Genomic DNA, 14,093 nt, shown 5'->3' with positions numbered 1-14,093 from the left:
GTACTTCAGTTATACTTATAGTAATTAATTAATGTCCAATAACAAATTAGCTATTTTTTTAATAATTACTTCTGTTTTTTTTGGAACTGTAATGCTTTCTTTTTTAAAGATAGCTCAAGAAGATGTTAATGTTTATGTGGCTGGTTTTTTTAGATTTTTTTTAGGGTTAGTAATAATTTTACCATACGTAATTAAAAATAAAGATGTTGTACTTAAAACAACTCACCTTAAACAACATTTCTTAAGAGCAATACTTGGCTTACCTGCAATGCTTGTATATTTTTCAGCTTTAGTACTGCTTCCTATTGAAAAACTTACCGCGATATCTTTTGTAGTTCCTTTAATGGTAACAATACTTGCAGTATTTTTTTTAGGAGAGAAAATTTATATTTATAGAACTTTAGCTCTAATACTTGGTTTTAGTGGAATGTTGGTAATTATTCGACCTGGTTTTGTAGATATATCTATTGGAGTATATATGGTTTTATTTTCAGCATTACTTTGGTCAATTAATATAATTATAACAAAAAAAATTTCTAAAAATGATAGTGCAATTACTATTCTGGCCTATCAATCTATATTTATGAGTCTTTTTAGTTTTATTATTGTTTTATTTTTTTGGGAAATACCAAGCTTAAAAACTTTCATCTACTTAATCTTGGCAGCTATATGTGGAACAGTTTTACACTTAACTCTCAACCATGCTTTTAAACTCGTAGATGTAAGCATGACACAACCATACTCTTTTTTAAATTTAGTTTTTGCATCTGTTATTGGATATTTTGTATTCGATGAAATTCCAGATCTTTATACTTGGATCGGTGCTATTATAATATTTGTTGGCGTGCTCATCATTTCATATAGAGAGATGAAATTAGATAAAGAAATAATTAGAAAGAGAATAGATATTAAATCTTAATTAATCAGCCGAAAAATAAATATTTTGATAATAAGATATCGCTTTTAACTTTGAATTATCAGTGTCAGACATGATAGCTAAGCCATCTAATTCATTTACATCTAAATTGTGAAATCTCTTAAAATCCATTTTTACATTTGCTTTAACTGTAACCCACTCATTTAAATTTTTTTGGGTTGTTGCCAAAACATTGTCTATAGACTTTTTGGTATAAGGACTTGGTGAATTAAAACCAACCTCGTTATTACTAGAAAACACATAGTTAATAGCTCTGTTTGACAATGGGGTTGCTCCAGTTTTTTTTATTACAAAAACTCGTGCTGCATAGTCGTGATTTTTTTTTGTATTTTCTTTAATGCCTGGTAAATCTTGCTCTACTTTCCATGTGATGTTGATAATTGGTGTTTTATTTAAATCAATTTTTACTTTCTTTCCAAGTCCAGAAGCAGAATTATCAGCTACAGCTTTTAAATAATTTCCACTTTCATTTGAACCAACAGAGTAATTTGTATTATTGTCGGCTCCTCTTACTTTTCTTACATCTAATGTAAAAAGTTCAGTTTCGGAAAATTCAAATACCTTAATTTCATCAGCATATCCTAGACTCAATAAAATTAAAAAAAGAATTACTGATTTTGCTAAAATTTTCATATCTTATTTAGTAGGTAGATCTACCACCACTAATGTCAAAAACAGCTGCTGTTGAAAATGAATTTTCTTCTGAGGAAAGCCAACAGATTAATGACGTGAACTCATGTATTTCTAAAAACCTACCTCTCGGAACTTTTGAAAGCATTCTTTGAACATGTTCTTTACTCATTTGATCTAAAATTCTAGTTTTTGCACCAGCAGGAGTTACTGCATTTACAGCTATGTTTTTATCAGCTAACTCTTTACCAAGTGATTTTGTTAGTCCAATAGCTCCTGCTTTGCCTGAACTATATGCGCTTGCATTTGCATTTCCATCTTTTCCAGCAACGGACGCGACGTTAACTATTCTTCCATAATTTTTTTCAATCATATTGGGTACAATTGCTCGACAGCAATTAAATGTACCTACTAGGTTTATCTCCACAATTTTTTTCCACATTTCAACATCGTATTCCCATAATGGCGCTGTTGGACCTGTAATCCCAGCATTATTAATTAAAATATCAATATTAGATTTCTTTGTTATATCTGAAACTGTACTTTCAATTTGTTTATAATTTGAAACATCAACTGTATTATAGCTTAAATTAGGACTATTGACTTCATCAATAGCTGATTTAAGCAACTTTTCATCAATATCCCAAATAATAACCTTAGCACCAGAGTTTAAAAAACGTTTTGCAATATCAAGACCAAAACCTTGAGCGCCACCAGTTATTACAGCTGTTCTATTTTTAAAATCAAATTCATTCATAAAATTTATTTTTTTGCCATCAAGTAATACGTTACTGAAGATACAATTGCACCAATAATCCAAGCATATGATTGTAAAAACATTAAATTAACATTCCAAATTGTTGAAGCAGAAAAAATAAAACCCAAAATTAAAGAATATGTTGCTTTGATGTGCCATCCTTTTGAATAATAATATGCACTGTCGACTTCAACAGAGTAGATATCTTTATTACTTAAGCTACTTTTTTTTATCAGATAATAATCAGTTATTATTACACCAAATAAAGGTCCAAAAAATGCACCAAATGTATCTATAAAAGATAAAATTCCAATTTGACTTAAAAATGTAAGCCAAAAAATACCAATTAAAAAACCTATAATTGAAATTATATAACTAGCGCTTTTTAGAGTTAGTTTATTTGGCATAGAATTAATAAGTGAATATTGAGATGGGATAAAATTTGCTACCAAGTTTGTAGAGGCTGAAGCAACAATTATAAAAAAAAGAACTACAATGGTAATTTGCAAATTATCAAATTTACCAATGATATCTGTAGGATTTGTAAAAATTCTGTCTAAATCTTCAAATTTTTGATTTAAAAATGTGTCAGATCCAATAACAATAAACACAGCAAAAAATGAAAATATAATTAGATTTAAAACTAAACTATAATTTCCTTTTTCTAAATTTTTCTCATCTTTTACATATCTTGAATAATCTCCAAAACTCAAAATTATTATTGAAAAATATGTAAAAATTGTTCCTGCTACTGTTACTAATGGCACTAAATTATTGATGTCTAAAAAATTTTTAAAATCTAAAATATCAATAAACGCTTTAGATGTGACCTTTACATCACTTAAAAGTACAACAAAGAAAAAAAATATCATTCCAGCATAAACTGTAATAGCAGAAATATTAATTAACTTTTTATTAAATTGAATTCCTACACTAAATATTAGTGCTTGAAAAATAATAACACCACTAAACGATATCCAGTCAATAATGTTTAGTCCTAACAAAAATGTAAGAAAGATTTCTTGATCTAAAAGAGAATTATCAATTGAGAAAATTAATATTCTTATGAGATAACCAATAGCTTTTGATAAAAAATATGTTTGAATACCAAACATAAATATTCCAACAATACTTCTAAATAAACCAAAAAATTTTGCACCTCTAAACCCTAAAGAAGACCTTAGTAAAACCGCAAATGGTAAGCCAAATTTTTGTGAGGGTGCACCGATTAAATTTGAAAATAAATAAACTAACAATGATCCTAATATAGTTCCAAAAAAAACTACAAAAGTATTCAAACTATAAATCGTGTATAATGAAGCAATTAAAGAAAATCCTATTATACTTTGAACATTAACGCCCCAATAACAAAAGAGGTCTTTCCAATCCCATTTTTTATAATTTGGGTTAACTGTAACAAGATCCCAGTTTGAAAGAGAATATTTTACTTTTGGCTGATTCACTAAAAATTATAATAAACTAATAATTTCTACTGTCCATATAGATAGGCAGGTAACCACAATGCGATCTTAGGGAATATAATTATTAATACTAAACCTATTACCTGAATAACCATGAATTGCATCATTCCATAATAGATATCTTTTAAATCCCATTCTGGAACAACTCCTTTTAAAAAATATGCAGATAAGGCTACAGGAGGAGACAGCCAGGCCGTCTGGAGATTGACCGCAACCAAGATTGCAAACCAAGTCAAATTAAACCCTAATGCCTCAACTAAAGGTAAGATTATTGGAATTATAATCATGACAATTGGAACCCATTCTAAAGGCCATCCTAGCAAAAAGATCATCACCATGATCAAAGCTAAAATTAAATACTTATTCATCTCAAGACCTAGCAAAAAGTCAGTTAATAACATTGGAGTTCCAAGTCTTGAAAAGACTGCACCAAAAAAGTTTGAGGCTGCAACTAGAACCATTATTAAAGCTGAGATTTCTAAAGTTTTAACTAATGCATCTTGTAATTTTTTAAGTGTTAATTTTCTATATGCTAAGGCCAACAACAAAGAACCCATTGCACCACAACCAGCAGCTTCTGTTGGTGTTGCAAAACCAAATAGAATACTTCCAAGTGCTGCAAATACTAATGCTGCAGGTGGCACCAATCCTAAAAAGAATTCAACCCAAACAGCTTTCATACTTGTTGCTCTAAGCTCTGGTGGTAACACTGGACCCAAACTTGGATCAATCCAACATCTAATAGTTGTGTATGCAGCATAAAGAGTTGCAAGTAAAATCCCTGGTATAATCGCAGCTGCAAATAAATCAGTAACAGGTATTTCCATAATCGGTCCCATTACAACAAGCATAATACTTGGTGGAATTAAAATACCTAAAGTACCTCCAGCTGTAATTGTTCCAGCTGCTAATCTTACGTTATATCCTGATTTGTTCATGGACTTTGCAGCCATGATTCCTAAAATTGTAACTGAAGCACCAACTATTCCTGTTGCGGCAGCGAATACCACTGAAACAAATAGCACTGCGTAATAAAGTGAACCTCTAACTTTTGCTAACATCAACTGGAATGCAGAAAATAATCTTTCCATTAATCCAGCTTGTTCCATCATTATTCCCATAAAGACAAAGAGCGGGACGGCAGCCAAGGTTTGTTCGGTCATGACCATTGAGAACTGCAAAGTCATTAAATAGAACACTAATTTACCAAAACCTAAGTAACCAAATACAAATCCTAAAAATATCAATGTGAATGAAATTGGAAATCCAACAAATATAGAGAACAACATTACTCCAATTAAAATAAAACCTAAAATCGCTGGATCTATAAACTCTGCTAACATTTATTCTTCTTCTCCCGGCCAAACACCTTTTGTGGCAGCCCAATAACTTTTAAATAACTCTGAAACTCCTTGAATAAGCAAGAAAACTATCCCGAACCATAGGGAGGCTTTAATAGGCCACATATATGGCATCCAAGCTGTATCCATTCCTCTTTCACCTCTCATTATCGACTCTTGAACAAAGCCAGTAGTCATATAAAGAAAAACAATTAATCCTGGGAAATAGAATAAAAGGTATAACCAAAAATCTATTCTTCCCTGTGTTTTGGTTTTAAAATTTCTATATAAAAAATCTGCTCTAATGTGCACACCTTTTGATAGTGCATAACCTGCACCTAACATAAATAAAGCACCGTACATAAATCTGCTCATGTCGTATGCCCACATTGTTGGTGCTGTAAATAATTTTCTGGCTAAAACTTCATATGTCATTGCCAATATTAAAGGAACTGTAATCCAACAAACTGTATTACCAACCCACTTATTAAATAAATCAATCTTTGTAATTGAAGATGCCATCCACTTGGGCATGCTCTTGGGCATTGGTCCTGAACCACCTCTTCTTTCAGCTATCATTTCATCTGAAATGTCGAGCTTCATAGGTTTAACTGGTTTTTTGGGTTTGTGATTTCTTGGCATGTAAAAATTCTTTAATTAATAAAAATAAAGCGGACAATTTCTTGTCCGCTTTATATAAAGTTTTAATACTATTTTAATGTCGCTGCGTGAGCCATTCCTAGCTTAGCATTAGACATTTGAGATCCAGACCAGAATGGTACTGCAATATCTGCGAAGTCTTTTTGAGACTGCCATACTTGAGCAAAGAACTTGTTCTTAGCAGCATTAGTCTCTAAAGATTTTTTAGCAGCAGCCATATACGCTGGGAAGTAGTCAGCTGGAGTATCATGTAAAATTACACCATGTTTTCCAGTTAACTCAGCAAGAGCTTTTCCGTTTTCGTATATTCTGTAACTCATTGATTTTGATAAAGATGCATTCGCAGCAACTTCTAAAGCTTTCTTCTCTAAAGCAGACATTTTCTTATATTTGCTTCCTGTTATATAGAAGTCAGCGTTTACTACTACTTGGTGAAGACCTTGTAGGTAGTAATGTTTTAGAACTTTTTGGAAACCGAATGTCATGTCAGGCTTTGGACAACACCACTCAGCAGCATCAATTGTTCCTGCTTCAAGAGCTGGAAGAATATCTCCACCACCCATTGCAACAGAAGCTACACCAATATCTTTATAAGTTTGTCCTGGAATTCCAGGAGGAGTTCTGAACTTGTACTTTCTAAAGTCTGCCATGCTGTTAATTGGCTCTTTGAACCAACCTAAAGCTTCTGGGCCTACTGGTTGTAACATAAATCCTTTGATGTCTCTTCCCATCTCAGACCATAGTTGGTCGTAAAGTTCTTTACCACCACCATATTGGAACCAAGATAAAAATGCGATGTTATCAATACCAACACCTGCACCTGCTACTGGCGAACCAAATAACATAGCTGCTGGGTGATCACCTGACCAATAGTGGGTCCAAGCGAAACCACAATCGATAAGACCTTTATCTACTGCATCTAAAGTTTCTTTAACACCAACTACTGATCCAGCTGGCATAATTTCGAACTTAAGTGAACCTTCTGTAAGTTCAGTTACTGTGTCAGTGAAATCTTTTAACATTTTCACTTCGTCAGCTTTTGCACTAATTACAGTTTGACACTTAAGAGTTTGTGCAGAATTTGCTCCTGTAACAGTCATTACTGTTAAAAGAAGTGTTCCTACAACTAATGATATGATTTTTTTCATATTGTATTTTTCCTCTTGTTGTTTTTTTTATAAAAAAAGTACCCTGTCAAAATTTTAAAAGTATAACAAGGGTTAATATGTATTTATTCAACATTTTTTAGTAAATTTGTTATAAATAAATAATTTTAATTTATAAGAGTTCTAAGTTAATGGAAAATTTTGATTTTATAATTCTTGGTGCTGGATCTGCAGGATGTGTACTTGCTAATAGATTATCTAAAAACCCAAATCATAAAGTTTTACTTTTAGAAGCTGGTGGTAAAGATAACTATCCTTGGATTCATATCCCTGTTGGATATTTTAAAACAATGCACAATCCAAATACTGATTGGTGTTATCGAACAGAGCCCGATGAAAGTATGAACAATATTTCCATAAGATATCCTAGAGGAAAAACTTTAGGTGGAAGTTCATCAATTAATGGTCTTCTTTATATAAGAGGTCAACATAGAGACTATGACATTTGGAGACAATCTGGAAATTCTGGTTGGGGGTGGGACGATGTTTTACCTTACTTTATAAAAGCTGAAAATCAAGAGAGAGGAAAAAGTGAGTTTCATGGAGCTGACGGCCCACTATCAGTTTCTGATCAAAGAATTCATTTGCCTCTTTTAGATGAATTCCAAAACGCTGCTGAAGAGTTTGGTATTCCTAAAACTAAAGATTTTAACACTGGTGATAATCATGGATGTGGTTATTTTCAAGTAACCCAAAAAAATGGTTTTAGATGCAGCACATCAGTTGGTTATTTAAATCCAATCAAGAATAGAAAAAATTTAAGAATTGTTACTAATGCTCATATAAAAAAAATAATTTTTGAAAACAAAACTGCTAAAGAAGTAGAATTTTGGCATGGTGATGAACTTAAAAAAGTCCAAGCCAATAGAGAGATAATTCTTTCCTCTGGAGCAATTGGCTCACCTCAAATTTTACAAGTATCAGGTGTTGGTAATGCGGAAAAATTAAAAAAATTAGGGATAAATTTAGTGCAAGAATTAAATGGTGTTGGTGAAAATTTACATGACCATTTAATGTTAAGGCCAATATATAAAGTTCATGGACTAAAATCACTTAACAAAAAAATTAATAGTTTGTTTGGTAATTTGATGATTGGGTTAGAGTATGTGTTTAACAGAAGTGGCCCAATGACAATGGGTGCCAGTCAACTTTGTATGTTTGCCAAAAGTGATCCTTCTTTAGAATTACCAGATTTGCAGTGGCATGTTCAACCAATGAGTATGGATACATTAGGTGCTACTAAAAACCATGATTTTCATGCCTTCACCCCTACTGTTTCAAATATAAGACCCACAAGCAGAGGTCACGTGAGTATAGTAGATCAAGATTCAAGAACTTACGCTAAAATTAAACAAAATTATCTTTCAACTGATCACGATAGAATGGTTGCCGCAAGAGGCCTTAAATTAACTAGAAAAATAATATTAGAGTCTGAAACGTTTAAAAAATATGCACCAGAGGAATATAGGCCTGGAATAAATATTAATGATGATGAAGAATTAGTTAAAGAAGCTTCAAATTATGCGCAAACTATATTTCATCCTGTTGGGACTTGTAAAATGGGTCAAGATGATATGTCAGTAGTTGATGAAAAATTAAGAGTTAGAGGTCTTAATAATTTAAGAGTAATTGATGCTTCGATTATGCCCAACATCACTTCAGGAAATACAAATGCACCAACAATAATGATTGCAGAAAAAGGTGCAGATATGATATTAAGCAGCTAATGTTTTCAGAATTATTTGGAGCTGAACAGCTCGTTATTTTAAGTCAAATTATATTTATAGATTTAGTATTAGCAGGTGATAACGCAATTATTATTGGAATGGTTGCTTCTAAATTTCCAGTAGAGCAAAGAAAAAAAGTAATTTTTTGGGGCATAGGTGGTGCTGTAATTTTAAGAATTATCTTAACAATGTTAACAGCATACTTACTACAAATTACAGGATTAAGACTAATTGGTGGATTATTATTACTTTATATTGTCTACAAACTTTATGTTGATGTGATCAAAGGTCAATCTAATGAAGAAGATATAAAAGTTGATAATTCAAGCTTCATGAAAGCTATATGGACAGTTTTATTGGCTGATTTTACAATGAGTCTAGATAATGTGCTAGGTGTAGCAGGAGCTGCTGGGGATCATTACGTATTATTAATTTTTGGATTAGCTTTATCAATTATTTTAATGGCTACTGCTGCAAATTTAATATCTAGATGGATTAATGAGTATAAGTGGATTGCTTGGGTTGGATTAATTGCTATTCTGGTAGTTGCTATAGAATTAATCTATACAGACTTAAAATTATTTATTTAATATGTATTTACAAAAAATTAACTTAAAAAATAAATACGCATTAGTTACAGGTGCTGGAAAAGGCTTAGGTAGAGCTTGCTCTATTGCCTTGGCTGAAGCAGGCGCAACAGTTATTGCTTTAAGCAGAACTTCATCTGATTTAGATAAATTAGAAAAAGAGATAAAAAAAGTTAAAGGCAAAATTGTTAAAGTTCCATGTGATGTAATGAACTATAATGATTTAAAACAAAAGATAGAAAAGATTAAAATTATAGATGTTCTTGTTAATAATGCGGGAACTAATATTCCTGAACCATTTGAAAAAATCAAACAACAAAGTATGAACTACTTAGTTGATTTAAACCTTAAAGCAGCTTTTAATGTTGCTCAACTTGTGGTTAAAAAAATGTTAAAAAATAAAAATAGACCTGGTTCAATAATCAACATGTCTTCTCAATTAGGCCATGTTGGCATGAGCGGTAGAAATGTCTACAACATGACTAAATTTGGTATTGAAGGGTTGACCAAAGGTATGGGTGTTGAGCTGGCGAAAAATAATATTAGAGTTAATACTGTAGCACCTACTTTTGTTGAAACACCAATGGTTAAAAACTTTTTCAAAAATAAAAAATTTAAAAAATTAGCTTTAGGTAATATTCCATTAGGGAAAGCTGCAACAGAGAGTGATATTGCAACATCGGTTTGCTTCTTAGCTTCATCAGCTTCTTCAATGATCACAGGAACATCAATAGTAATAGATGGCGGATGGACAGCTCAATAATTTATAGATTTTTTTTAGTATTTTTAATCTTCACAACCTCTCAAGTTAACGCCATAGAGTTCCAAGGGAAATTCACTCAAGGGCATTTTATTTTAGGTAAAACTGATCCTAAAGCTAAAATTAAAGTTAATAAAAAAGAAGTAAAAGTATCCAGAGATGGCTTCTTTGTTTTTGGAATTGATAGAGACAGAAAATTTGACCTAACTTTTACTAAAACTTTAAATGGAAAAACATCTAAAATTACAAAAAAAGTTTTAAAAAGAAAATATAATATTCAAAGAATTGACGGCCTTGCGGAAAGTAAAGTAACTCCTCCAGAGTCAGTTTATAAAAGAATTAAAAAAGAAAATAACGCTATTGGTGAAGCACGATCAATTAATTCTAATTTACTTTTCTTTAAAGAAAAATTTATCATGCCTGTTGAAGGAATCATAAGTGGTGTTTATGGAAGTCAAAGAATATTAAATGGTAAACCTAGATGGCCACATTACGGTATTGATATTGCTGCAAAACAAGGAACAATGATCTTATCTTCTGGAACAGGAGTGGTAACAATGGCTGAAGATGATTTATATTATACTGGTGGAACAATTATAATGGATCATGGGCATGGAATTTCAACAATATATTCTCACCTCGAAAATATTTTGGTATCAGTTGGTGACCAAATAAATCAAGGGGATGTAATTGGGACTGTTGGATCAACAGGAAGATCAACCGGCCCACATTTAGATTTTAGAATTAATTGGTTTCAAACAAGACTTGATCCAATGTCTGTATTAAAATAATAAAGTTATATGAAAAAAACTTTAAAAGATAAACTTTCAGATAAATTAGTTAACGCCTTTCTAAAAAATAAAATTATTGCACCTATTCCAAAAAAATTTACTCAAAAATTAACAGAAGCAGATAAATTTAGAAAATTATGTGAAAGTAAAATTAAAGAACCAATAATTGGTTATAAAGCTGGTGGGACTGGAATTCCTCTTTTAAAAAAATTAAAAGAAAAAGAACCTTTTTATGCTTCAGTTTATAAAAGAAATTTTTTAAAAAATGGTAAGCGAGTAAAAATAAATAAATCAACTTTAGGAATTGAACTTGAGGTTTGTTATTTAATAAAGAAATCTTTTTTTAGCTCAAAGGGTTTAATTACAAACAAAAACGTTACCAAATTTATATCTCATATGGCTCCCTGCATAGAGGTTGTTGGCTATAGACAAAAAAGAAAAGGTATTACCTCTTTTGGCGATTTAAGTAGTGATTTTGGAGGAAATGTTAAGTTTTTGATTGGGCAAAAGAAAAAATATAAAAAGATTAATATTAGAAATTTAAAAACTAATATTTCAAACAAAAAAATTAAACAAAGTGTCAATGGAAATACAAATGCTGTTTACATTAACCCTCTTAATTCTTTAAGATTTGTTTTAAACAAAGTTAAAAAAGATAAAGTTGATTTAGAAAAAGATTTTTATGTGTTTACAGGCTCCACAGTGGGTGTGGTTCCTATTCTTGGTAAAGGTTTGTACACTGGTAAAATCGATAAATTAGGTTCAGTAAAAGCAATTATTTCTTAATGGCACTTCATTTCAGTAAAGAAGAGTTTTCTAATAGAAAACAAGATGTTTTAAAATCAATGAAAGAGCAAAATTTAGATGCTCTTTTAATGTTTAGACAAGAGTCCATGTATTGGTTGACAGGATACGATACATTTGGATATGTTTTTTTTCAAACTTTAGTCTTGGATCAAAAAGGAAATGTAATTTTATTAACTCGTGCACCTGACTTGAGACAGGCACAAAATACATCAAATATTAAAGATATAAGAATTTGGGTTGATAAAGATGGAATTAATCCAACAGATGATCTTAAAATAATTTTAGAAGAACTTGATCTAAAAAATAAAAATATAGGTATTGAATATGAAGCTTATGGAATGACAGGACGTAATGCTTTAAGATTAAATAAATCCTTAGAAAATTATTGTAAAGTCGAAGATCAATCTGAATTGATAACAAAATTAAGAGTTATTAAATCTAAAGAAGAATTAATTTATGTAAGACAAGCAGCTGAACTTGCAGATAGAGCATTAGATGAAGCATGGAAATATGCAAAAGCTGGTGCTAATGAAGCAAAAATTTTAGCTGAAATGCAAAGAGCAGTTCTTGAAGGTGGTGGCGATTATCCTGCTAATGAATATATTATTGGATCAGGAGATAACGCCCTACTCTGCAGATATCAAGCCGAAAAAAGAAACTTATCAAATACAGATCAACTAAGCTTAGAATGGGCTGGTACTTTTAAACATTATCATTCTGCAATGTTTAGAACTATACCTATAGGAAAAGCTGACATCAAACATACAAAAATGCATGAAGCTTGTGTTGAAGCATTAACTAATTGTGTAAAAACTTTAGTTCCAGGAAAAACTGCAGGAGAAGTTTTTGATGCTCATGCAACAACTTTTGACAATTTAGGGTTTAATAAAGCAAGAATGAATGCTTGTGGATATTCGTTAGGTTCAACTTTCTCGCCTAATTGGATGGATTGGCCAATGCTATACACTGGAAATCCATATAAGATTGTTCCTGGTAATATCTTCTTTATGCACATGATATTAATGGATTCAGATAGTAATTTAGCCATGAATTTAGGTGAAACTTATTTAGTTACAGAGAATGGTAATGAAAGATTAGGTAAGCAAAAATTAGATTTGGTTGTTCTTTAAATTTCTGACCTAGCTCTTAAACGTTCATAAATTAGACGCGTTTTAACACCTAAATCTAAAAATGGTTGAGGTGGTAACCAAGTAGGTTTATTTCTTGCTTCTATAATTTCTATTTCTTTTGTGTTTTCTTCGCTTGCTTTAATAGCAATTTGTTCACCGAATAAAGTACCTACACCAATACCTGAGCCATTATAACAACCAGCAACAAAAACATTGTTGTCAATTTTTTCAAATATTTGCGAACTATTTCTTGTTCTGGATACAACGCCAGACCATGATGATTGAATTATATCTTCGGGTAATTGTGAAAATCTTTTTTTAATACCAATTCTTTGATTAATTGATCTCATCTCTAGATCTGATTTTTTCATTTTAAAAGGATTGTGAACTTCTGCTGTATTTCTTATCAAAATTCTTTTATCTTTAGTCATTCTAATTGTAGCGCCCATTGGTCTTACAGGTAGCACGCCCCACTCTTCTGGCTGACCAATAGTTTTAAATTCATCATCAGTCAATGGTCTTGTCATACTTGCAGTTAAAGTAATTGGAAAATTATAGTTTGATTTTATTCCTAATGATTTCAAAAAACCATTTGTAGCAAAAATAATTTTCTTAGTATTAATTTTACCATTTTTAAATTCACAAGAGATTATATCTTTAGTTTTATTCCAACTTATTAATGATGAATTTTCATATAAACAAACATTCTTTGGTAATACGTCAACCATTGCTCTAACTAGTTTTCCAGGATGCAATAAAACTCCACCCTTGGTATGAAGTGCTATATTATAAAAATTAGTACCTAGTCTTTTAGATAATTCATTATTAGATAATAAATTATGTTCAAAATCTAATTTTGTAAGAGTATCAGAAAAGTTTCTTAAAATTTTTTCATCTTCTTTTTTTGAAGATGCAAAATATTTTCCACATTCATTCCAATCACAATCTACTTGATGTTCGTTTATGAATTTCTTAACAATATTTATTCCTAATTCATAAATATCAGCTTTTTTTTTATAGTTATCCAACTCTTTATTTGAAGTGAAACCATCATTAAGTGTTGTATCAACCAAATATCCTGAATTTCTGCTGCTAGCACCCTCACCTGCTAATTGAGCATCAACTAGTATAATTCTTTGATTTGGATGTAATTGACCTAATTTTCTTGCAGCAGACAACCCAGTGTAACCTGCTCCAATTACTAACCATTGACAATCCTCATTTAATTGAAGTGTTTTAACATTTGTTCGAGGAATTAAATCTTTAACCCAACTACAACAATTATCGTTAGTCACTTCCATGAAGTGACTGTACGATAAT

Annotated in this window: 14 protein-coding genes; 7 read left to right on the top strand and 7 right to left on the bottom strand. The window is 31.0% G+C overall.

The annotated features are described in order from the left end of the window. Nucleotides 1-31: 31 nt before the first annotated feature. Nucleotides 32-919, top strand: coding sequence for a DMT family transporter (locus ACIJYH_RS02275; RefSeq protein ID WP_435163671.1), 888 nt, complete (start codon nt 32-34; stop codon nt 917-919). Here the strand turns inward: ACIJYH_RS02275 and ACIJYH_RS02270 are convergent, their stop codons facing one another. The 6 genes from ACIJYH_RS02270 to ACIJYH_RS02245 all read right to left on the bottom strand — a co-directional run bounded on the left by ACIJYH_RS02270 (nt 920) and on the right by ACIJYH_RS02245 (nt 6,953). After that, nucleotides 920-1,570 (bottom strand): DUF3047 domain-containing protein, encoded by a 651-nt coding sequence (locus ACIJYH_RS02270; protein ID WP_435163669.1) that lies wholly within the window; start codon nt 1,568-1,570, stop codon nt 920-922. Nucleotides 1,571-1,577: 7 nt separating this feature from the next. Further along, nucleotides 1,578-2,324 carry an SDR family NAD(P)-dependent oxidoreductase gene (locus ACIJYH_RS02265; protein ID WP_435163667.1) on the bottom strand — a complete coding sequence of 249 codons (747 nt, stop codon included), beginning with the start codon at nt 2,322-2,324 and terminating at the stop codon, nt 1,578-1,580. Nucleotides 2,325-2,329: 5 nt separating this feature from the next. Next, nucleotides 2,330-3,787, bottom strand: a complete 1,458-nt coding sequence (locus ACIJYH_RS02260) for a cytosine permease (protein WP_435163665.1) — start codon at nt 3,785-3,787, stop codon at nt 2,330-2,332. Nucleotides 3,788-3,813: 26 nt separating this feature from the next. Next, nucleotides 3,814-5,148 (bottom strand): TRAP transporter large permease, encoded by a 1,335-nt coding sequence (locus ACIJYH_RS02255; RefSeq protein WP_435163663.1) that lies wholly within the window; start codon nt 5,146-5,148, stop codon nt 3,814-3,816. Beyond that, entirely contained in the window at nt 5,149-5,787 is a 639-nt protein-coding gene (locus ACIJYH_RS02250) for a TRAP transporter small permease subunit (protein ID WP_435095340.1), read from the bottom strand. A gap of 68 nt (nt 5,788-5,855) precedes the next feature. Then, nucleotides 5,856-6,953 (bottom strand): TRAP transporter substrate-binding protein, encoded by a 1,098-nt coding sequence (locus ACIJYH_RS02245; RefSeq protein ID WP_435163661.1) that lies wholly within the window; start codon nt 6,951-6,953, stop codon nt 5,856-5,858. Between the two features lie 149 nt (nt 6,954-7,102). On the opposite strand from ACIJYH_RS02245, the gene ACIJYH_RS02240 reads away from it, so the two are divergent. The 6 genes from ACIJYH_RS02240 to ACIJYH_RS02215 are packed head-to-tail and all read left to right on the top strand — an operon-like array spanning nt 7,103 to nt 12,773. Continuing rightward, complete coding sequence (locus ACIJYH_RS02240; protein WP_435163659.1) at nt 7,103-8,698, top strand: GMC family oxidoreductase; 1,596 nt, start codon at nt 7,103-7,105, stop codon at nt 8,696-8,698. Then, entirely contained in the window at nt 8,698-9,288 is a 591-nt protein-coding gene (locus ACIJYH_RS02235) for a TerC family protein (RefSeq protein WP_435095346.1), read from the top strand. Before ACIJYH_RS02240 ends, ACIJYH_RS02235 begins: the two co-directional genes overlap by 1 nt. A gap of 1 nt (nt 9,289) precedes the next feature. Next, complete coding sequence (locus ACIJYH_RS02230; RefSeq protein WP_435087374.1) at nt 9,290-10,048, top strand: SDR family NAD(P)-dependent oxidoreductase; 759 nt, start codon at nt 9,290-9,292, stop codon at nt 10,046-10,048. Continuing rightward, nucleotides 10,033-10,836 (top strand): M23 family metallopeptidase, encoded by an 804-nt coding sequence (locus tag ACIJYH_RS02225; protein ID WP_435163657.1) that lies wholly within the window; start codon nt 10,033-10,035, stop codon nt 10,834-10,836. Before ACIJYH_RS02230 ends, ACIJYH_RS02225 begins: the two co-directional genes overlap by 16 nt. A gap of 9 nt (nt 10,837-10,845) precedes the next feature. Further along, nucleotides 10,846-11,622 carry a fumarylacetoacetate hydrolase gene (locus tag ACIJYH_RS02220; protein ID WP_435163655.1) on the top strand — a complete coding sequence of 259 codons (777 nt, stop codon included), beginning with the start codon at nt 10,846-10,848 and terminating at the stop codon, nt 11,620-11,622. Then, nucleotides 11,622-12,773, top strand: a complete 1,152-nt coding sequence (locus ACIJYH_RS02215; protein WP_435163654.1) for a M24 family metallopeptidase — start codon at nt 11,622-11,624, stop codon at nt 12,771-12,773. Before ACIJYH_RS02220 ends, ACIJYH_RS02215 begins: the two co-directional genes overlap by 1 nt. On the opposite strand, the gene ACIJYH_RS02210 is transcribed toward ACIJYH_RS02215, so the two are convergent. Then, nucleotides 12,770-14,074 (bottom strand): NAD(P)/FAD-dependent oxidoreductase, encoded by a 1,305-nt coding sequence (locus ACIJYH_RS02210; protein WP_435163652.1) that lies wholly within the window; start codon nt 14,072-14,074, stop codon nt 12,770-12,772. The genes ACIJYH_RS02215 and ACIJYH_RS02210 overlap by 4 nt on opposite strands. Nucleotides 14,075-14,093 lie beyond the last annotated feature (19 nt).

This window comes from Candidatus Pelagibacter bacterium nBUS_25 (assembly GCF_051200975.1).
GTDB lineage: Bacteria > Pseudomonadota > Alphaproteobacteria > Pelagibacterales > Pelagibacteraceae > Pelagibacter.
Note: the sequence above shows the minus strand (reverse complement) of the source record. Positions and strands in the feature narration are given on the sequence as shown.